17 protein-coding genes and 1 CRISPR repeat array (1 of these 18 cut by a window edge) are annotated in these 21,831 nt (G+C 42.5%); of the genes, 3 read left to right on the top strand and 14 right to left on the bottom strand.

The window, feature by feature from the left end:
• Positions 1-1,339: a CRISPR direct-repeat array (repeat unit 30 nt; unit sequence GTTTCAATTCCAGTATGGTGCGATTAAGAG); it reaches 2,311 nt to the left of the window's first position.
• Between the two features lie 207 nt (positions 1,340-1,546).
• The 13 genes from cas2 to KUV50_RS12500 form a co-directional block, all read right to left on the bottom strand.
• Positions 1,547-1,810, bottom strand: a complete 264-nt coding sequence (gene cas2 / locus KUV50_RS12560) for a CRISPR-associated endonuclease Cas2 (RefSeq protein ID WP_222580511.1) — start codon at positions 1,808-1,810, stop codon at positions 1,547-1,549.
• Positions 1,810-2,817: a type I-B CRISPR-associated endonuclease Cas1b gene (gene cas1b, locus KUV50_RS12555; protein ID WP_222580510.1), complete on the bottom strand. Its 1,008-nt coding sequence runs from the start codon at positions 2,815-2,817 to the stop codon at positions 1,810-1,812. Before cas1b ends, cas2 begins: the two co-directional genes overlap by 1 nt.
• Complete coding sequence (locus tag KUV50_RS12550) at positions 2,814-3,326, bottom strand: CRISPR-associated protein Cas4 (RefSeq protein WP_222580509.1); 513 nt, start codon at positions 3,324-3,326, stop codon at positions 2,814-2,816. Before KUV50_RS12550 ends, cas1b begins: the two co-directional genes overlap by 4 nt.
• 106 nt (positions 3,327-3,432) lie before the next feature.
• Positions 3,433-4,305: a hypothetical protein gene (locus KUV50_RS12545; protein WP_222580508.1), complete on the bottom strand. Its 873-nt coding sequence runs from the start codon at positions 4,303-4,305 to the stop codon at positions 3,433-3,435.
• A gap of 237 nt (positions 4,306-4,542) precedes the next feature.
• Positions 4,543-5,604, bottom strand: coding sequence for a hypothetical protein (locus tag KUV50_RS12540; RefSeq protein WP_222580507.1), 1,062 nt, complete (start codon positions 5,602-5,604; stop codon positions 4,543-4,545).
• 18 nt (positions 5,605-5,622) lie between these two features.
• Positions 5,623-7,158, bottom strand: coding sequence for a hypothetical protein (locus KUV50_RS12535; protein WP_222580506.1), 1,536 nt, complete (start codon positions 7,156-7,158; stop codon positions 5,623-5,625).
• Positions 7,159-7,172: 14 nt separating this feature from the next.
• Complete coding sequence (gene cas3 / locus KUV50_RS12530) at positions 7,173-9,341, bottom strand: CRISPR-associated helicase Cas3' (RefSeq protein ID WP_222580505.1); 2,169 nt, start codon at positions 9,339-9,341, stop codon at positions 7,173-7,175.
• Positions 9,341-9,934, bottom strand: a complete 594-nt coding sequence (locus KUV50_RS12525) for a hypothetical protein (protein ID WP_222580504.1) — start codon at positions 9,932-9,934, stop codon at positions 9,341-9,343. Before KUV50_RS12525 ends, cas3 begins: the two co-directional genes overlap by 1 nt.
• A 13-nt stretch (positions 9,935-9,947) precedes the next feature.
• Positions 9,948-10,607, bottom strand: a complete 660-nt coding sequence (gene cas6 / locus KUV50_RS12520) for a CRISPR-associated endoribonuclease Cas6 (protein ID WP_222580503.1) — start codon at positions 10,605-10,607, stop codon at positions 9,948-9,950.
• A 75-nt stretch (positions 10,608-10,682) separates the two neighbouring features.
• Positions 10,683-11,597 (bottom strand): helix-turn-helix transcriptional regulator, encoded by a 915-nt coding sequence (locus KUV50_RS12515; RefSeq protein ID WP_222580502.1) that lies wholly within the window; start codon positions 11,595-11,597, stop codon positions 10,683-10,685.
• 969 nt (positions 11,598-12,566) lie between these two features.
• Entirely contained in the window at positions 12,567-13,763 is a 1,197-nt protein-coding gene (locus tag KUV50_RS12510) for an ATP-binding protein (RefSeq protein ID WP_222580501.1), read from the bottom strand.
• A gap of 30 nt (positions 13,764-13,793) precedes the next feature.
• Positions 13,794-13,937 carry a hypothetical protein gene (locus KUV50_RS12505; protein WP_222580500.1) on the bottom strand — a complete coding sequence of 48 codons (144 nt, stop codon included), beginning with the start codon at positions 13,935-13,937 and terminating at the stop codon, positions 13,794-13,796.
• A 117-nt stretch (positions 13,938-14,054) separates the two neighbouring features.
• Positions 14,055-14,291, bottom strand: coding sequence for a hypothetical protein (locus tag KUV50_RS12500; protein ID WP_222580499.1), 237 nt, complete (start codon positions 14,289-14,291; stop codon positions 14,055-14,057).
• Positions 14,292-14,609: 318 nt separating this feature from the next.
• Between KUV50_RS12500 and KUV50_RS12495 the strand changes: the two genes are divergently transcribed.
• Positions 14,610-16,001: an alpha/beta hydrolase family protein gene (locus KUV50_RS12495; RefSeq protein ID WP_222580498.1), complete on the top strand. Its 1,392-nt coding sequence runs from the start codon at positions 14,610-14,612 to the stop codon at positions 15,999-16,001.
• 83 nt (positions 16,002-16,084) lie between these two features.
• Positions 16,085-17,032 carry a sugar phosphate isomerase/epimerase family protein gene (locus tag KUV50_RS12490; RefSeq protein ID WP_261395180.1) on the top strand — a complete coding sequence of 316 codons (948 nt, stop codon included), beginning with the start codon at positions 16,085-16,087 and terminating at the stop codon, positions 17,030-17,032.
• A gap of 254 nt (positions 17,033-17,286) precedes the next feature.
• On the opposite strand, the gene KUV50_RS19605 is transcribed toward KUV50_RS12490, so the two are convergent.
• A complete protein-coding gene (locus KUV50_RS19605) occupies positions 17,287-19,221 on the bottom strand; it encodes a purple acid phosphatase family protein (protein WP_222580497.1) in 1,935 nt (644 codons plus the stop codon).
• Between the two features lie 238 nt (positions 19,222-19,459).
• On the opposite strand from KUV50_RS19605, the gene KUV50_RS12480 reads away from it, so the two are divergent.
• Positions 19,460-21,628: a phosphocholine-specific phospholipase C gene (locus KUV50_RS12480; RefSeq protein WP_222580496.1), complete on the top strand. Its 2,169-nt coding sequence runs from the start codon at positions 19,460-19,462 to the stop codon at positions 21,626-21,628.
• Positions 21,629-21,831 lie beyond the last annotated feature (203 nt).

Below are 21,831 nucleotides of genomic sequence, written 5' to 3'. Positions count from 1 at the left end.
AAGTTTCAATTCCAGTATGGTGCGATTAAGAGTTCATTAATCCGAAGTTCTTTTTTCTATTCCACCTGGTTTCAATTCCAGTATGGTGCGATTAAGAGTTCAGGCTCCGATATCTGTAGATTTGTGATTCGGTGTTTCAATTCCAGTATGGTGCGATTAAGAGGATAGGGCGGTTCAGCTTCAACAATGGGTATTCATGTTTCAATTCCAGTATGGTGCGATTAAGAGTTAATTCCAGTACGGGGACAGGTACGACATTTAGCCGGTTTCAATTCCAGTATGGTGCGATTAAGAGGGGTGCGGGCTGTCAGTAGGAACAGCGGCTACTACAGTTTCAATTCCAGTATGGTGCGATTAAGAGTTCCCCGAAATTGTCGCGCTCATATTCTTGACAAAGTTTCAATTCCAGTATGGTGCGATTAAGAGTTTCAAAGCGACGCATCAAATTTGGGCTGAAAACAGTTTCAATTCCAGTATGGTGCGATTAAGAGACCGACATAGTCAGGGGTTGAAAAAAGATGTTACCCGTTTCAATTCCAGTATGGTGCGATTAAGAGAAGTACTTTGCGACCTTGATTAATTCATTAAGTGTGTTTCAATTCCAGTATGGTGCGATTAAGAGGAAAAACACGGAATCAAGAAAGGTAGTTATTTTGGTTTCAATTCCAGTATGGTGCGATTAAGAGACAACAATTCGTTGAACAGGACTTCATTCTAGTAACGTTTCAATTCCAGTATGGTGCGATTAAGAGTCCGGCTGCTATTCCATGTCCGGCCATTGTAGCTAAGTTTCAATTCCAGTATGGTGCGATTAAGAGCGGCATGAAACGTATAAATGACATCATGTTCGAAGGTTTCAATTCCAGTATGGTGCGATTAAGAGTTTGATTAGCCCCAAAATCAGGGCAATAACTCCGAGTTTCAATTCCAGTATGGTGCGATTAAGAGATCAATTTCAGGTGTTAATGAAAATATTCTAAATGTTTCAATTCCAGTATGGTGCGATTAAGAGTTTAAATACCACAAAAATCTAAACCCTAAAATCTAGTTTCAATTCCAGTATGGTGCGATTAAGAGTTACCAATTGAAATTGGCAGACAAATTTATAAAGTCGTTTCAATTCCAGTATGGTGCGATTAAGAGAATAATACAAGCGATTACACCCGGCATCCTGGATCGTTTCAATTCCAGTATGGTGCGATTAAGAGGGCTATACCTGCCCACATGATAGCAATAGAAATCGAGTTTCAATTCCAGTATGGTGCGATTAAGAGTGGATCTTTTGATCGACTGGACAGGGAAAAGTTCGGTTTCAATTCCAGTATGGTGCGATTAAGAGCCGTATAGTTTCGTGAGCTAAAGTACTCACATTCAACATTAATTCCAGTATTTCAAAGAACATTTTGTCTGGTTTTGGCGTCTATCTTTATTCATATGTTTTTATCCTTTGTACGACAAGTAGATAATTAACACGTAACCAAATTGTTATAAATGACAAGCTCAGTAGCTGGCCATATTTGCGTGTTACATATCTTCAGCGACGACTTCAAAGTATAATATCAAGGGGGTTTTTATCAATGCCTATGATCTCTTTTTCCAGCCAATCTTCATGTCGGGATTGAAATATAATCAGACTATCTTCGTCTTCGTTCATTATCTTCCGAGCCTTTATCTTATACTCCTTCAGCTTGACAGGGGTGATATTCCCTTCAAATACTGAATTCTGGATCCAATTTAAATATCTCCGGCTCAATTTCAGCATTTTTGCCACTCGTTTTGTATTTACATCATATACAGCTATTACATACATTACCACCAGATTTTAAAAGGTTTATATTCATCTTCCATTCTCAGTGCATATTTGGCGATTTTATAACACTCCAGCCGAACCAGTCGTTTATAACTCACACTCCGGCCCAATGACCGGTGCTTGATCGTCTGTGTTAATCGTTCGTCAAATTTTTTGATAAACACTTTTTTACCATTTTCTTTCAGAAAACACCCACCAAGTCGTTGTTCAAAATGATCATCCCGCAACATACTCCGGTTGAGTGTCTTAAATATCACCCGGTCAACCAGGATGGGCTTGAATATTTCAGCAATATCCAGCGCCAGACTATATCTTCGAAAATCAGGTTCATGCAAGAAACTGATGGTCGGATTGAGCTGGGTATGATATATCTGCTCTAAAGCCAGCGTGTAACTCATCATATTACCAAAAGAAATCAGCGCATTGATTTCATTTCCCGGTGGTTGCCGTTCCCTTTCACCCATTTCATAATTCTCGATAATGGTGTCAAAAGACTTATAATATTCCTGGCGGATGTTTCCTTCTATGCCCATTAATTCCGCTACATCATTCGTCTGTTTTATTTGATTCCTGTGGGTCTCAACTTTTTCAATATGTGTTTCCAGCCCACCTTTCCGGGACTGGTAATATTTCAGATTCTTCAGCATATTGAAACTTGCTCCCTCGATCAGACTGGTAGCGATATGCATTCGTCTTTTCCGGTTTAAATAGGTTTTGGTTTGGGCAATTTGCATTTTACCAGCCAGCAGATATTCTTTGGGATGGAAGCTACCTGTGTAATGTTCATAGTAGTCGAAGAAATGGACCGGAATACCTTGCTTACCCAAAAAGTTGAAGAGCGCAGAGTTGGCATCGATACTCCCGAAGATGTATAATCCGGCAATACCCTCCACCGGAAGATACTTGGGCTTTTGTTCGTTACCGGCTTCATCCGTCCGGATAAATTTTAGCGTGTTGTCCCGACGGCTCACCCGGCCCGGATTGAAAAGGTAGTAGGTCTTCTTCATGGTGCACTTTCTTCAGCGTAGTAAAATTCATAGTACGCACACTTTTTGCATATCGGTTTATTTATACGTGGTGGGCATTTGAGTTCCTCTATAATTTCATGGACAGCATTTACCCATGTTTCCACACTTTCCTCATCCACATCTTCCCAGGCTACTTCTTCAGTAATACGTAGTTTGGGATATTCCAAAATGGTTTTTTTTACCGGAATATCGTGTTGCCGTAGAATATACATATAGTATTTGACCTGGGCGAGGTGGGCAGCTTCTTTTTTATTGGATTTCTTGACTTCCCGAAGGGTGAATGTTTTGGGGTCAAAATAATCAATCTTTATTCCGGGTAACTCAAGCTGTTGCCACTTCGCAGCTCGCTGTGGATAAGAGTGTTCGTCGATTAATTTACCTTCTGCCACGAGCTCGCTGGTGTGCTCCATTTGAATACCATGGTGAAACAGCCATACCTTCCGATGGCATACATGATAATAGGCGATATGGGTGGCGGTGATGGGCATAGTTATTTTGATTTAATTTATGGTATCGGTTTGGACGGTTTTAGGTTTAACAGATCTTGGAGATCTGTCAAATCTGCTGCCCCAGGATCTGTCAAATCTGTCGCCCCTATTTAAATTCCATTTCTTCTATCTTTTTGGTTTGAAAGTCGGCACTAAACCGGATGAACTCCTTTTTACTGCCAAATAATGATAAACCCTTCTTGCAGACGATGGCGTTTTCGTTGTCAGAAACATATTCCTGGTATGAACTCCAGGGGTATCCATCATAACTCGTATTGTAACCATGGTGTATGACATTGTGGTGAATATAAGTAATCACTGATTTCAGATCTTCATCTGTTGCTATCCATCGTCGTCTAAATGTTTTTTGAAACAGGCTTCCTGTTCTGTCTTGTTGTTTATTAATGGACTTGGCATAGCTCAGTAGGAACCTCCGCAATCGTTGACTGACGATGTATGAGCCAAGCTGTGTTTCAAAAGGGAGGTTGGTTATTTTTTCCGGATGGAGGTCGTATTCTGTGATCAAGTTGTTCTGTAGTGAATGCGGCAAAAGATGCGGCTTAAGATTTAACAGATCTTGGAGATCTGTCAAATCTGCCGCGTCACTTGCCGCTCCGAGATCTGTCAAATCTGCCGTACCTGCATCACGTGCCGCATCAGCTTTGACACCGATAGTTTTTAAATGTGGCATCACATATCTCTGCACAAAATGCCGGTCTAACTTAAAACTCTCATCATCTTTGGCTGAAGCAATGACTTCTTCACCGGATTTTACACGTACACATATATGAAAGTGATTATCGAGCAAGCAATAGGCATACGTATCCATGTAGTCCTTCACGTAATCCTGATATCGCTTTAGGAAATACGAAAAGTTATCCTCCTGAAAAAAGATTTGCCTTTTTTCATTGCCCCGGTTGTAGATGTGATAGGCCTGTCCGGGCAGCAGTGGGAGCGAAATGTCTGTGGAGGAAGGCATTGGTTCAATATATTTATTTTTGGTTTATGATACAAGCCTATGGTGGACAAGAGCGGCATGAGATTTAACAGATCTTGGAGATCTGTCAAATCTGCCGCTCCGGGATCTGTCAGATCTACAGAATAATGAAAAAAGATTTGCTTTTGTCATTGCACCGGTTGTAGATATGATAGGCTTGGCCAATCAGTAGCGGAAGTGATATGTTTGTGGAGGTTGGCATAAGAAGAGGTTGATTACTTAGATATTTATTCTATCTTCATATTCAAAACTCTCCATTCTTTTAACCAATTCTTCTTTTGCCTGCTCCAAAGCATTAGCATTTTCTGATTTGGTAGGTATATATCCGCTCGCAGAAAGAGTTACAAAAGTTTGAACCCCATCCAGATCTTCCTCAATGACAGGTAAAGCCTTATTTTCCTCTTCTTCCTGTAATTTGGCCCGTATACTTCCGGCAATTTTATTTGCATTGTCACTTATGGTTATAGCTAGGGTTTCCATCAAGCTAAAAGTACGCGACTGATTGGAAGTGATATGCCAATGAATGATGGATTCTGCCAGTGCAGGAATCAATTCTTCTCGCATGTTCTTTGGTGCAACAAGACAAGGGCCGAATACATTTTTGCTTTCAATCCATCCTTTCTCTTTTAATTTCTCAATAGTCTCATCATTCATCTCTGGCTCTAAAGGATTTGTGTTTACTGAAAAAAGCTTTCTCAGGTCAATAGCAATATCCTGAACAAACAATCCGGTTGCTCTTCGATTGCTTGGAATCCATTTTCTGCTCAGACTTCTGTCTTTCCCTTCTAAGAGTTCTGCGATTTGTCCCTCTGTAAGCTCTTCTCCTTTTGGTCCGCGAACAATCACTTCATTATTTGGCATGTCTGTTCGATCAAAGGAAATGTTTTCAGAATTTATTCCACACAAAAGCGGATGTATGCCTCGCATTGCTGAAATAGAAAGCGGGCTTCTACGTTTCAAGGTTTTTTCCTTTCCTCCCTGGGGGGCTTTCATCCATCCGCCAAATAATTGATCGGCATATGACGGATCACAACTCGCAAATACCTCACCTTCTCCAAGTTCTCCTTTTTTGTTCACATCAAATACAAATGTGGTTGGTGATGGTATTTTGCTGATGACAGAAGTTAGTTTGTCAATGATGGAGTGTTTAACTTGCTGACCACTGGAGTATGGAATATATTTGTTGAATTGAGGGTCATAATATCTTTTCTGACCGTCCTCCACACCAAATACAGTGTGTTCGGCCTTTTTTAATGTACGGATGTAAATTGTGTTTGACATAAGTTGTAAATTTATTTGTTAAGCTTTTCTGCTTTGAAAAGCGTAATCGAATTTGATTAAAGTGATTAAATATTTAAAATCAATACTGTTGCTTAAATGAACTCTGTTTTTTAGTTCGTTAAAGACGTCCAGTTGGTCGTTGTTGACAAATTCCTTGTCACTTACCAACTCAGAGAGCTGGTCGATAAAAGCTCTTTTTGAACTGGAAGAAAGAAGCTCTTTAATTTGATTTGAAAACTTTGTCTTTCCCTTTTTCTTTTTACGGTATGCTTCTGCACACTGAATGAGCGTTTCTGCGACTGTGGCTGTATAGTCAACCATTTCCTCTTTGTTTTTTGAAATCATAGCTAATAACCAGGTTTTATAAGTTCTAAATGGAATGATGTTTTTTTCATAATCCTTTTCTTCATTGTTTTTCTTTTTAAAGGAGGGTGTTTTCCCGGGCTTAAAATATTCTTTCAGTCCTTCAGGTTCCAGCGCCTGTATGCCAATAGCACCCAGTTCACAAGCCCGCTTGATGTGAATGCCATACATTTGTTCATATTTTTTTGCGTCACGTAGAGCGGCATTTTCACCAAACAACTTCTTGTATGTGCCAATTAATGTTTTAGCTTCATCAAATCGAAATGGAAAGAAACCAAGAGTTGTATTTGTTTGTCCAAAGCTGAATAAATAGCCTGTGTAGGTTTTATTGGAGAAATGTTTCGATAGGTTGAAAAACAGCTGACTCCATTTCACCGTGTTGAGGACAGTTCCTTTTGTAGTGACCTTAAAAAACCCCTTGTCGTTTAACGTTCCAAAGTCAGGGTCGGGTTCTGGATATTTGTCATAATTATAGTTTAACCACTGTCCATTCCAACTGGTAATTTTATTGGGTGCTAAATCCTCTAATGAAGGATTGTTCAAAAATTTCCGATAAACTTTCCAACCATCATAGACTTTTAATAATATATCTGGTTGGTCAAACAGGATGGAAAAACCACCAGATACGCCAATGCTCAAACCAGCTCCTATCCATGACAAATAGATTTCCTCAATATCTATTTCTATTTTTACTGAACTCACAAGGCCGGACGTAGTGGCGAATTCTTTGGATTCGGATGCGGGAAAACCCAAAGCAACACTTGCTTCTATATCATTATTTTCATAAGCATCATTCACTTTGATATGAAATTCTTCTAATTTGATTTTTCTTTCATCTTTGTTTAGAGTTTTTAGGATTTTAATCCCGTTTTTTCCCAAAGACTTTACCTCAAGGAAATCATTTCGGGGTTTAACAACCGTTTCGAGATAACTTTGAGCTTCGTCTTCTGAATCAAATTTTAAGGTCTTACCTTCATTATCTTTAATCGTTTCACGAATACCTTTTTCACCTTTTTTCGAAGTAGAAAGTTCCTGAACGAAGGGCGAGTTTTGAACCCAGTATAAATATTTTTTATTGTTAAAGAATGTCTCAAAGTAAACATTGTCAAAGAACTCCTTTGCTGAGTACGACTTGCCATATTTTTCATTGTAAGCATTTAATAATGTGCGACCGACTGGAACTGTATTCATAAATTGTTTTGTTTTTAAAGGAAGCTTTCTGTTGTGCTGAATGATTTTGCTTTTTCAATTTCAAACCCAAATTCACTAGAATATGAATGGTCTGGCATAATAAACGGTTTTGTTCCGTACTTGCCTTGTGGAAAGTCTTTTACCTGCCAGTATCTGGCGGGGATTTCCAAAAGAATTCGATCGTCGTATCCAGAGTTTTCATAACTTTCAATATCCTTATTCAGAATACAGCTTACACTGTCAATCTCGAGCAACTTCAACAAGTACGATTTTGCCCGGTGTGTTAAATACTGTAACTTACAAGTCCCGTCCGCTTTAAAAACAGAGTGTGTCTCAATGTCAATGACATCTATCTCTGGAAACACTTTATCAAGCATTAGCTGCAAATCTCTTTCATGTAATGTGTCACTAGTCGGTAGAATCTTGTAACTTTTTTCTAATACTTTCAATTTGTATGGAAGAGCTTTCTTTGTATCATCAGGTGGCGCTATAATATATACCGGCTTTAAATGTCCAATCGTCTCATTTGTACGTTTGCGGTTTACTCTGCCAAATCGCTGAATCATAGCATCCAAAGGTGCTGTTTCTGTCACCATCAGGTCAAAACTTATATCCAAGCTTACTTCAACAACTTGAGTGGCAATAACAATGCAAGAATTTTTACTTGTATTGAATTTTCCATTTGGCTCTCCATCTTCGTTCAATCCTAAAAGAAGCTCTTCTTTCTCGTTTCTATCTCCTCTTTTAAACCGGCTGTGAATTAACAGACTTGGGACATCATAATGTTCTACACAAAAATTATATATATCCTGAGCTGACTTTACACGGTTGCACACAAGGAGAATTTTTTGATTTTTCTCTATAGCTGATTGAATAATTTCTGTTGTATCATTCCAGCTTTCAATCTTGTGTGTTGTATGTCGGTCAAACCTATCCAGTTCTGCCTTGGTGAGCTTGACTTCCATTACATTTTCTTTTCCGAGCACGTTCAAAATCTTATTATACAAAACGGTAGGCATAGTTGCCGTTCCTATGTGTAGCCTGCAATTGAGACGGTTTAAAACCTCAACAATTTTTAAAACAATGGACCTTGTAATATCTGTGTAGGTATGGATTTCATCGAGGATAACATCACAGCCTTCAATATCGGTGATTATAGATTCAAAGCCCTTGCAACCAAAAATTATTCCTGCTAATTGATGGGGGGTTAACACTTTAATCGAAGAACCAACAAGACTTTGTTTCATTTTCTCTTCAATAGTCCCGTTTTTCACGGTAACAGAAGATGATGTGTGTAAAACCCTGATATCAAGGTTTGGGTTAGTGCTTTCCAACTCATTCTTCACTCGATTATACATGGCGTTGATAGACGCCTGATAGGGTAGAGTGTAAAATACTCTACCTTTGCAGCGCCTGAACAAAAAGTCTGTTTTGCCGGCGCCGGTGCAGGCAACTACAATAGTGTGCTTTTTTGAAGACGAATCACTTTTGAGAGATAATGGATATAGTTCACCTTCCCGATTATAAAATTCTAAGTTTGGTGTTTTGAATATTTGTTTGGCTTGCTCATCACTTTTATCGATAAGGGCTGAAGCAAAATGATCTGCAGAAACCAGCAAACCTTTATATTTTGAATAACCGTGATTATTGATTTTCGATTCTACAAATTCAACCACTTTTTCATAGTTAGCTCTTGCTTGTGAGAGTAATATTTGTTCAGGTGTGTCAATATTAAATGCTGAAAGGATTTGTAATGCACCCACGGACCAGTTTTCCCAATCTTCTGAGTGCAGATCAAAGACGTCAAAATCAAAATTTTGGGGCAGGTCCAATAAGCCTCTTCCTGATGGGTCGTTTAACACGGATTTATGGTGAGCAATTACCATTTCAATTAGATCACTGTGAATTGATTCGTCAAAAACAGATAAAAAAAGAAGCGATGCTATTTCATGTCGGAATGGCGGTTCATTTTCTGACCATGAGTATTCAGGCTGTAGTCGTTTTTGGAATATTGGATGAACTTTTCCTATATCGTGTAAAATAGCACCTTTTGCAGCTACCGTCTTATCAATGCCTTTTGTTGAGGCAATTTTTTCTATTACAATTTTAACATACGATAAATGTTCGTACAGCGTTGTATAATCCGGCTTCCCTTTTGCTAATATGTGGTTAAATGAATTCATCAAAATACAGTTTTTACGGGATTACCGAGTACCCTTAGCCACCCATACATTTTTGCAAAATCATTATAACGATTATACCCCACAAGAAAAGACTTTTTATTTTTCTCGAATACCAATTCAAAACCTCTAAAACGTTCAGTATTGGTTTCGAATTCCTCTTTTGAAGTTTCTATTATTTTGTCGGGATAAAGAATATCTTCATTTCTTGCCAAACAAATGTGCTGTGTAAAAGCTATTTGTGCATCACGTTTGTCTGTAAAGGCAAGGTGTAGTGTTGGATTTACAAATACACCTCTTGTTAATATTGCTTTAGGTCTCTCAAACGTTTTATTTGTTCCTCGACCTTTAGAGTTCCATCCTCGTGGCTGTGTTTGTTCCTGTTGTCTTGATATTAGTTTATATGTAAGTCGATGTCCTACTACCTTATAGATGTCCCATTCTCGGTTAATAAGTTCAGGAAATAATTTTTTTTCAATACCTGAAACCATTGAAGGGGTTAGGAATTGTTGACTGTATACTTCTTCGTCACGTACCGCTGTCCATGGCTTTATAAAGCCAAACGGTCCCGTATATTTTACTACATAATACTTCATATCATTTATTTTTTCACCTCACTGCCCCAAATCCAATCCCAGTACTATTCCCCACACCGACGTCCCAGGCAAAAGATACCGCTTCGGGTTCCCCTTTTACGATGATAGGACATAAAGTACCTTTAATGTCAATTTTGTTGTACCGGATCTTCTTTGTTTTGGGATTTTGATACTCCGGGTCAAACATCACTTCAATATTATGGGCTAAGCCTGCTTTGGACAATTTATGCTGCATCGTCTCGGTGAGGTAGCCATTGGACTCCTCGTCAGAAGGGAAGAAATATTGTTGCCCGTCGCCATCTACCCGGTTTCGCTTGATCAGAACCGGACTTTGTACTAGAAACCGCCGACTGTCACCAAACTCGGGCGTTGGCTGTAGGACAACCTCTCGCACCTGCATGCCCCATCGAATATCCTGTCCCTGGAATATGCCATCAATCATTTTCTTGAGCAGATCACGGTATGGGGCACTGACATAGAATGTACTCCCATTCGGAAAGTCCAACCCATTTTTTCCAGCTACTCCATGACTTAACCAGGAAAGGGAATAGAGGGATATGTCATCATGAATTTCATTATTACCCAGCCATTTGTGAAAGGCACCAACCAGGGAAGACTGGTAGTCGAATGGTACCGGCTCCGTATTTTGTGTCAAATGTAAATATACTCTCATATTTATTAATTTTTTCTTATGTCTTTTTAATTTACTTACCCCTCAACCCTAAACATACCCCCGCCCATTGTCAACTTACGTCAATGGGGTATAATATTTTTCTAAAAAGTCCAGTTTCTGTAATCTTTTGGCGGCTTCCGCTTCGATTACTTTGGGCCTAATCACCCGGATCTCACCCGGTAACCGAAGTATTATGGAGGTGACGGGTAGAAGATTTGCCACGGTGGCCTGCAATAAAAAACGGTTGTCAGAAAGCTCGGATGAGAATTGCGCTATTCCGGGGTTTTCTTCCTTGATGATATGATAGGCCCCCCGACTCATCTCGAGTTCAATATCCCAAGTAGTATCTTCGATCATCCAACCAAAACAATCGGTTTCAATTTTATCTGAATAATCCTGAGTGAACCACTGGCTTTCATTTAGAAGTTCGACTTTTTCTATTCGCTCGGTTTTATATTGATGAACCTTTTTAGCCTTCAAATCATAGGCATACAATCGCTGATAATTGTCTTCCAGTTGGATGGGTTCGACCTTATAATTGTCCTTATCATTGCTATGTGCAGAAGAATACCCTACCAGGGTTACCCGTTTTTTAGCGCGTATAGCACGATCCAGCATTCGAATGGTTCGGCCGAAGTCTGCAGCCAATACTTTGTTTGGGAGTTGTAAAATGTCAGAGTGAATGTACAGCTTGTCATAGATCGACTTGTAAGCAGGGGCGTTCTCCGTTATCCGGCTTGTGATATACTCGACCTCCTGTTGAGTGAAGCTGATGCTAATGTGCTTGTCTCTTTTCGCTTGGATTAATTTATAGGTATGATCTCCAATTTCTTCAAATAGAAATCCGGCATTTTTTAGGACCGTCAAATACCTATAAGCCGTCCTCGTAGATACATTCAGTCGTACTGCGAGATCATTCATCGTGGAACCTCGAGACAACAAGTTTAAAGATTTAAAACAGTTGATAATTTGTTTTTCTGTTCGTTTCATTGGGGAGTAATTGGAGCTTACGAATGATTGAACTATTGGTTTGCTTAAAGATATCAAATTATCACATAATGTCGGTCTTTATGAAGAGAGTCTTTATTTATTATTGTAATGAATGAGTTTGATTGCTATCCATTGTACTATTAAATTAATCTGGCTCAAGGGTCTTTATTTTTATGGTTCAAGGATGATTCGAATGATTGCAGTGTAATTTTTTTCCATGACTTTAGATTGATTAAGATGAAAGAGTGGCTGGCGTGAGATTTAACAGATCTCAAAGATCTGTCAAATCTGCTGCTCCACTTCCGGGAGCAAGAGCTCCCGCCTCCCAGGTATTGCTAATTCCAGATAAAGATACCTTTCTGAAAGTTTACCTCCCGTTACGAGGTAGGGAGTCAATTCACACCAGGTGTCTATTGTGGAGTTTATAAAATCGTCTGCAGTTGAGAATGGCTTTACAATCCCCCACGCTCAACCTTTAACACGGCTTGCAAATCCATATTCCAGGATAAAGATCCCTTTGTGAAAGCAATTCACAACCAACTGATCCACGAACAGCTTGCTCAAATCGCTGCGAATACCGGATAAAGATAAAATTTTGAAAGTTTACCTCCTGTTAATAAACTAAGGCAGGCAATTCACGAAAGCAGATGTGGGTTTGGATATTGATGTGGGTGTTTAAAGTAGTATCGAGGGTTTATGTTTGGATATCCCCACTCCTGATCCCGGCTCCTACAGTGATCACCGACCACCGGTCACAACGAAAAATAGAAGCACCAAAAAATATATCGACCACTGTCAAGATGATTAGTGCTTTTGTCGACGGCTAAATCGCGTCGTTACTACTTGCTACTGCCGATATAAAATTCGCGTTTTCGTGGCACCTACTTAGTCCCATGAAACTGCCACACCGTGCCCTTACAGCCCTGGTCATAGGCTGGGTGAATGGCGCTGAGGGACATTAGATCAATGTTAATACAAAAATCCGAACAGCCAAAGAGGTGCACTGTTTTTGTAAGCACTCAGTGTGTTATCTTTCGCTACTAAAAAATCTGAAAAGGAGCTGACTTGTTTACTGGATTTGTTTTTACCTCCAACTTCGATAGCCTTTCCATTTACAAAAAAATCACCACTTTTTGGCAGACTGACGGACAGCCCGCTGTTGATTAACTGATTCAATAGAAACGTTTCCCTGATATTGCCCATTTCATTATGTGGTCTTAATGCATAGATGAGATTTGTATTTTCGAGGTAGATTTTATCCGGTTTTTGCAAGGTAGCTACTCCTTTTCCTTTTGTTCGTAGCGTATTTATTAATTTGCCTTGCTCCAGATCATGTAACCAAGTATATACAGAATCCCGGCTCGCTTCCAATTTATGGGCCAGAGCGGATATATTTGGTTTAAATGGGACCGATTCTGCAATGACACCGATCAGTTTTTTGATTTTTTGCGCAGTCCCCGAACTGTAGTCCTTAATGTGGCTTAAATCAGAATCAATAACCGTATTGATAATCTGATTTAAAAAAATGGGGATCTGTTTTGGATCATATTCGGATATCATTGGGAAATAGCCTACTTGTAAATATTCCTGAAACAATCTGAGGATAGGGGAATCAGTTTTAATTTGTTCAATGAAGGGCTGGGGATGGCTTGAAATGGAGGGCCAGTCGATGGTTGTCAATTCATTAGTCTCGGTGAGATTGATATATTCTCTGAAAGAAAGTCCGTGCATGTCATATAGGATCACTCTTCTGCTTAGATCTGCGCTTCCCTTGAAAATCTCCAGGGCCGATGATGAAGTAAATACGATTTTCAAATCAGGGTGGCCATCATAAATGACCTTCAACTCATTGGACCAGCGGGGATATTTATGTATTTCATCAATAAAAATGTACCGACCTCCGATTTTGTAAAACTCATGAATGGTGTCGAACAAGGGATGATGATAAAAGTATGGATGATCCATGGTAATATACAAACCATTTCCATCTTGATGCAACTTATTTTCTTTAATGTATTGTAGGACCAGGGTGCTTTTCCCTACTCCTCTCTGGCCGCGTATTCCAATCATTCTCAGAGTCCAATCAATCTCATAATAGAGATATCGATGAAACTGAGAACTGACCATTTTCAGTAAACTGTCTTGATAAGTATACAATATGTCCATGATAGTGTCTTTTGCAATTGACAAATATACTCATTTATGTCGATTGAAAAAGTCATTATTGCCACTATCGACTTTATAATAACCGACCCATTGCACTTCTTTTTGATTATGATTTTGAGCCAGCCATTCCCGGAAGGTTTCAGGAGTTTCGAAAAAGAGAAGGTCTTTTTTCATAATTTTGCGTCATTTAGTTCTCAAAATACTTGGTGGTGCTTTTTATCTGGGCTCTGTCTATTTCTCATATAGATTTGGTCAAAAAAAATCTGAATCAAACCAAGTCCAGGAATTTGATTAAGTCCAACCAATTTCTCTGTCTTTTCTGACTTCTCTTTGCCAGGAAACTGGATCTTTAATATCTTTAAAAGCTTTAGATTTTGCAAGATTTTGAAGCGCATTCAATGCCATTTTATTATTTTTAATGGCTTCTTGGTCTATATCTGATTTCGTAATTTTCAATCCCAGGTTTTTTGCTAATTCTTCTACTTGTTTTAAGAGTTTTGGATCATCTCCTGATATTTTGATTTCCATGGTGGGTATATTTTGAGGATAAGATAACTAAAAATATCTTCCTGCCTGGGAATTACAGCCAACCATATGTCTGAAAGCATCAGGATATAGCTGTGCTACCATCCTGCAAGACCTGTCCCGCCATGCGGGAGCGGGACTAATTCTGCGTTAATCTGCGTGATCTGCGTGATCTTCGGGTCACCATAGATAATTAGAAATTGACACAACCGTATCTTAAAAATTGCAAGAAAAAATGCCTCTCCATTTGAATCAGAACGAGCCATTTTTATTTATATTTAGAAGGTATTTTGATCCAGTGACTATAAAAACACTCTGTCGATGAAAAAGCTATGTTTACTCAACGTAATTCTGTTTTCTTTTCTGACGATTCTGTCGGCTCAGCAGCTTCAGGGTTCCTGGAGTGGTGAACTCAAGACACCCGTCGGCGAACTAACCCTGGTGCTGCACATCCAGGATTCCGCCGGGGTGTATACAGCTGTGCTGGATAGCCCGGATCAAAATGCAACGGGTATTCCGGCTACCAAAATTACTTTTGAGAACCAGCAGCTTCATGTTGAATTAGCTCACGGCGCCATTCTATACGATGGCAAATTGCTGGAAAATGATTCCATCCGGGGCACGTTTCAGCAAAGCGGTATGTCCATACCACTGACGCTTCACAAAGGAGCGGTGAAGGAAAAAGTGTTGCAGCGACCCCAGCATCCGACGCCGCGATTTCCCTACGCGTCCGAAGAGGTTACCTTTTCGAATGCAAAGGCCGATGGGATCCGGTTGGCCGGCACGTTGACGCGTCCCGCCGGGGACGGCCCTTTTCCAGCTGTGGTGCTGATCTCCGGGAGCGGACCCCAGGACCGCGATGAGACCATCATGGGGCATAAACCGTTTTGGGTGCTTTCCGATGATCTGACCCGCAAAGGGATCGCCGTACTGCGCTATGACGATCGGGGGACGGCAGCGTCCGAAGGTGACTTCAGTGCCGGTACCACCGCAGACTTTGCAACGGATGCGGCAGCAGCTGTGTCGTTCCTGCAAAAGAGAAGTGATATTAATTCGGATAAGATCGGATTACTCGGCCACAGCGAAGGGGGAATTGTTGCTTCGATGGTCGCTGCCGAGGATCAAAACATAGCTTTTGTCGTGCTGTTGGCAGCGCCGGGTGTAGATGGCCGCGAGATCCTGATGGATCAATCCGCACTCATCGCCGAAGCGTCGGGAGCCTCCCAAGAACAGATGGAAACGGCCTCGGAAATCAATCGTCGGATTTATGATATTCTGTTGCAGGAGGACCGGTCACCTTCCGTTCGTGATTCACTGATCCAACTATTGGCTTCCGGCATGCCCGAATCCACACCGAAAGAACAGCGCTTGACTGCAGCTGAAAGTCAGGCGGATCAATTGATGAGCCCCTGGTTTCGATATTTTCTGAGCAATGACCCCACCCGGTATTTGGAAAACGTTCGGGCACCGGTCTTGGCGATCGGTGGGGGAAAGGACCTTCAGGTTCCCGCTGAAGAGAACATCGACGCCATCAAAAGGGCTTTAAAGAAAGCGGGCAACACCCGGGTGGCGACAAAAATTTATCCGGAACTGAATCACCTGTTCCAGCATGCCACCACCGGACTCATGAATGAATATGGAGAATCCACCGAAACCATAGCACCCATTGTGTTGGAAACGGTGACCGATTGGATAGTAAATCAGGTTCGATAGGTGGAGGCTGCTATTTGACCGAACAAACTGATTTTTTTTGATATATTTGTCCAAGTTCATTTTACGCATTAAAATTCCGATACATGGATAAGAATCAACCCATGACCAAGAAGGCCTCCCGCCGTTTGTTTTTACAGCAAACTACACTCGGCGTTGCCGGACTGCTGTGTACGCCGGCGCCCTTATGGACCGATGGTTTACCTATGAAGAAAAAACCCAACTCAAAATACGCTGGTGTGCAAGTGGGTGTCATCACCTATTCGTACCGAAGCATGCCGCACGATATCCATCAGCTTTTGAAATACGTAGTGGACAGCGGGATCAGTGCCGTGGAATTGATGGGCGGTGCCGTGGAGAGATACGCGGGAATACCAGCCGATAAAGACCAGATAGCAGCCTGGCGGGCCAACGTGTCGATGGATAAATACAAGGAAGTCCGGAAGATGTTTCGAAAAGCAGGCGTGGATATCTATGCCTTCAAGCCCAGTGCATTGGGTAATAAAAATACTGATGCAGAAATTGAATATGCTATGCGCGCTGGTAAAGCTCTAGGAGCACAGTCTGTAACGGTGGAATTGCCCCGCGATCCGGTCCAATCCAAACGATTGGGTGCGCTGGCCGCCAAACATAAAATGCATGTTGGGTATCATACGCATACGCAGGCAACTGACACGGTTTGGGATGAAGCCCTGAGTCAATCTCCCTACAATACGATTAACCTGGACATTGGCCATTACATCGCGGCCGGTGGTAAAAACACTAAACAATCGCTACTCGCATTTATCGATGCCCATCACGATCGGATCACCTCCATGCACTTGAAAGACCGACAATCCAAGAAAAATGGAGCCAAGAATCTGCCGTGGGGCGAAGGGGATACCCCCATCGTGGAAGTTCTTCAGCTGCTCCGGGATAAAAAATATAAAATCCCCGTCAGCATCGAATTGGAATATAAAATCCCGGCGAACTCAGACGCTGTCCAAGAGGTGAGGAAATGTGCCACATTTGCTCGAAAAGCATTGGAAGCCTGATCAATTACTGATCAGGTAGATTGTAATAACGGATGCGAATTAACTTGCAAATTTATTCCAGAATGATTTTTTTGTTGGGTTTCCCCAACGGTGAGAATGAGAATATATAAGTAATTCCGGTCAGCTCTATAATTGAACAATTGACCTGGTGCATCATCCAATAGGATGACATGGGGCGCCTGCTCCGTAAATTGAAATGATCAATATCTATGTTGAACACCTACTTAAAACGGAAAGATTCATGAAACAGAGCGCTATTTTTCGATCACATACCGGTCCAGCTCTTCAAAATGGCGGTCGTACGTCACAATTTCCAACCGGTTCCCATCAACTGTGATGTGTGGAAACATATGATTCCTAAAATACACCACTTCATGGGCCTGGGGTGTTGTCCGCTCTTTGTTTTTGTAGGTAGTACCCACTGACATGATGTAGGTCGGCGTTCCTGTTTCATTCAGATCCGCCCCGTAGGCTTTGGTTCGCTGGTAATAATGGAAATGCCCCGTCAGAACCAGGTCCAACCCATATTTTTCAAACAAAGGCACCCAGGATTCTTTAATGTCGCTGTAATCTTCATGGGGCGTAAAAGGTGAAAAGTGAAATGCTGCAATTTTAAATGTTGCATCGGAATCTTTTAACTCCTGTTCCAGCCAATCTGCCTGTTCTTCCACTGGAATGCTCACACAATCCATCATGAAAAATTGCGTATTGCCATACGTGAAAGTGTAAGTCAGCCCCGGCTGCTTTCCTGCCGGACCGTTGTGGGGGTACTTCAAATATTCCAAATATCGAGTAGGAGGGAGCCCCTCCTGAGCATCGTGATTACCCGGGGTCGCCATATAGGGTTTTGATCGAAATACATCGCCAGAATAGCCGATGGTTTTATCCCAGTCGTCCCGAAACAGCCCTGTATTGACATTGTCGCCGGATTGAATATAAAACCGGATGTTGGGAAACAGAGAATCACCCTTCTGCACTAATTTTCCCCAGTCCGGATCGCTGTGGACATCCCCAAACCAACCAAACTCAAAGGCATCTCCGCCATCGTCCGTCATGAATTCGTAGGTCCTGGAAGTGTGTGTGGGTGTGGAGAGCTGGTATTGGTAGGTGATGCCCGGTTTAAGATCCGTCAGCTGAGATCGGAAGCGGTGATTGAACCGGTCGTTGGCCAGCATTCGATCCTCCAGGACCGTTAGTTGTCCATTGATCACTGCGGTGTCTGTACTACCAGGTGTCCAGTACCGAAGGGTGCTTTCTTTTTCGTCAGTAGAAGTACGCCAGCCAATATCCATTGTGGTTTTTGGATCACTGGACCAGGTGAGTAGGATTTGATCAATGGTGTCCGACGATGGGAAATCCGTGGTACGGAATGCATCCTGCATCAAATGAGCTTCCCGCGATCGACCCCGGTTCGTGACCAGCAAGGTGGCTCCGGTCAGTTCGTCCGGTAATTCGGTGATAACCAGTTCGTCCCAGTCAAAATACGTGTAGCTGCCTTTATGGAAGGGCGTGATGATCTGGTGTGTCGGATATACGGGCTCAACGACCAATGGTTGTTGATTCTCCAGTGGTCTGATAATGGTAAAATACACCCGGTTGTGTCGATCAAATCCATTGATGCCCAGTTCTACCCGGCCGGCCGGATAGGTCTTTTTCCATACTTCGTAGGTGTTGAATTTGTTTTTGACCTGCATGTCCGTTTTCTGAAAACCCGTTTCCGGAATCCAAAAAGGTAGTTCGTCCTGATCGACGCTTCGGCATACGTAGACTTCGGACTTCTGATTGATGTCAAAAACCCAGTATTTACTGGCTAAAACCATTTTTTCTTCGTCGTTAAATTCTTGAAGAACATCTTCCTGGGTGTAATTGGCAAATTCGGCTTCTCTGCCTTCGCTGTAGATCGTGGTGACCGCATCGCTGATCACATCGCTTATGGTGAGTTCAGTCTGCTCCATGGGGTGATCGTTTTGACAACTCAATGTGAAGAACAGAATGCAACCTACGAACACATTGCAGAGGGGGTGGGCACGAAATGACAACATGGTTTTACTTTTTAAATGAAAATTAATTGAATTTCCGGTATTTACGGATGCACTGTATTCCATTTTATGGACAGATCTGTAGCAGATACCGTCCTGATTGGTATGCCCTTTCAATGGGGCTGGATCAATCCCGCTTTTATAGTTCACAAATAAAATATTATTGTGATGTATAAACTAGTGATTTACTTGCAATCTGTGATAGTAAATGTTTAATCCGTCTTCAGATTCAATGCGGTGTCGCAAGTTTGCACTTATCCCGGCTGCTGGAAGAAGTGAATCGACCAGGTCCAGGTGGATTTTAATCGGGGGACAGCGGGGTGGGAAAAAACGGATTAGCGAAGCTGTTGATTATTTTTATTAATTTGTACAGCAAAATAGCAAGATCATGTCAAAAATAGACCGGAGAAAATTTATTGCTCTTACCACAAAATCGGGAGCTGTCGCGATGGCCTGGCCCGACTTGATTCAGAAAGCGCTTTCGGTTCAGGCGAACAATACCAAAGGGACGATCGAGGATGTAGAGCACATTGTGATTCTGATGCAGGAAAACCGATCCTTTGATCATTATTTTGGGACGATGAAAGGGGTGCGTGGTTTTGGTGACCGGTTTCCCATCCCGCTCGAAAGTGGTCGCCGGGTCTTTCATCAGTCCGACGGCAAAGAAGTGGTTCCGCCCTATCATGCCGATAAAAATGCGACGAATGCCGCGCTGATCAAAGGGACACCGCACAATTTTCCTGATATGCAAGCCGCTTGGAATCAGGGCAAATATGGTTATTGGCCGCTCTTTAAGACCCCTTATTCGATGGCTTATTACACGCGTGCTGAGATTCCGTTTCAATATGCGCTGGCAGAATCGTTCACGATATCCGATGCCCACCATTGTTCGGTGGCGACCGGTACTGATCCAAACCGGATTGTGTTCTTCTCCGGCTCCAACTTTGATCCTGAGCGCCGGGCCGCCGGTCTCAATGGCACGGACCAGGACTCGGAGCCGGTCAACCTCCGCTGTTGGATTAAGGGAGAAATGCCCGAGCCGGGCTACACCTATCAGGGAAATGCCTTCACATGGCCGACCATTCCCGATGTGCTCGAAGAAGCGGGTGTAAGCTGGCGGATTTATCAGGACCCGAACGACAACTGGACCGGGGCCATGCACGGTTGCCTGGCTTTTGAAAGTTTTCGCAATGCAAAACCCGGTTCATCCATTTATGAGAACGGCATGTCCCACTGGAGTCTAGATGATCTTCGAAGTCATGTGGAAAAAGGGACGCTTCCACAGGTGAGCTGGGTCTTGCCGGCCCAAGATGATTCCGAACACCCCGGTGCACCATCCAGTCCCTATCGGGGGGCGGATTTTACCCATCAAGTGCTGGAGGCACTGACGACCAACCCGGACGTGTGGGCGAAAACGATATTTTTCCTGAGTTTTGATGAGAATGATGGCTTGTTTGACCATCTCCCGGCTCCGGCGGTTCCGTCCTATGATGCAGCAGGGAATTTGGCCGGGAAATCCACCTTGGATCTGGAAGGCATGTACTTTGATGCCGGTCCGCCACCACCGGCAGACGATACGGACAAGAGTAAGAAGGGCGATGATGAGGCACGCCGGGATTATCTGGATGAGCGGGATACGATATCGGGACGGGTGCGACCCTGGGGCTTTGGTCCTCGCGTACCTTTGTATATTATTTCACCCTGGTCCAAGGGCGGGTGGGTGCACTCGGAGGTGGCAGACCATACCTCGGTGGGGCAGTTTATAGAAAAACGGTTTGGCGTTCATCTGCCCGCTATAAGTCCGTGGCACCGGGCGGTCTCCAGTGATCTGGTGTCGGCGTTTGATTTTGTAAACCCCAACGATCCACATTTTCCTAAAATGCCCCAGACCAGTGATTACGCATCCAAAGATGAAGCTTCGAAGAAACTGCCGACCGCAAGCCCGCCGGATCAGCCGAAACCGTTGTATCAGGAAAAGGGAACCAGGTACTCGCGGGCGTTGCCGTATCGGTTGAATGTGGAATTTGACTTTTCAAATGCAAAAAAGGTGGGTATAAACTTCCAAAATTCCGGTCAGGCCGGTGCGGTTTTTCATGTGTATGACCTGCATCGACTGGACCAGATTCCCAGACGATACACCGTCGAAGCGGGCAAAGAGTTGGCTGATGACTGGGCTGTTTTTGGTGCGGACGGATCATATGACCTGGAGGTGTATGGTCCCAATGGCTACTTTCATAAAGTGAAAGGGAGCGCCGCTGTTTTACCTTTGACCACGGAGATCGAATACCTTGAAAAGCAAAATAATCTCCGGGTGAAAATAAAAAATACAGGGGATGACACCACACATGGAGCTATCACCGCAAATGCTTATGATTACCCACCGGTGGCGGTGGGAACCCTAAAATCATCCAAACACTTTTCCCACCATTGGAATTTGAAAGAAAGTGGCAGCTGGTATGATTTTACGGTACACACCCGGGAAGGGTTCTTGCATCGGTTTGCGGGACGGATGGAGACCGGTCGTGACAGCATAAGCGATCCGGGGATGGGTGCGTGAGTGAGTGTGAGTGTGAGTGTGAGTGTGAGTGTGAGTGTGAGTGTGAGTGTGAGTGTGAGTGTGAGTGTGAGTGTGAGTGTGAGTGAGGTAGTGGAACCGCACGACCGTGCGCCGAATAGATCTGCCAACGACATGAAGACCTCAAATTTATAGAATTCAAAATGCTCAAAATCTCAGGTTGTCTGGTATCTAATGTAAATTAT

The organism is Membranihabitans marinus (assembly GCF_019802045.1).
Classification (GTDB): Bacteria; Bacteroidota; Bacteroidia; order Chitinophagales; family Saprospiraceae; genus Membranihabitans; species Membranihabitans marinus_A.
The sequence above is the reverse complement of the archived record's forward strand: the minus strand, read 5'-3'. Positions and strand labels throughout refer to the sequence as shown.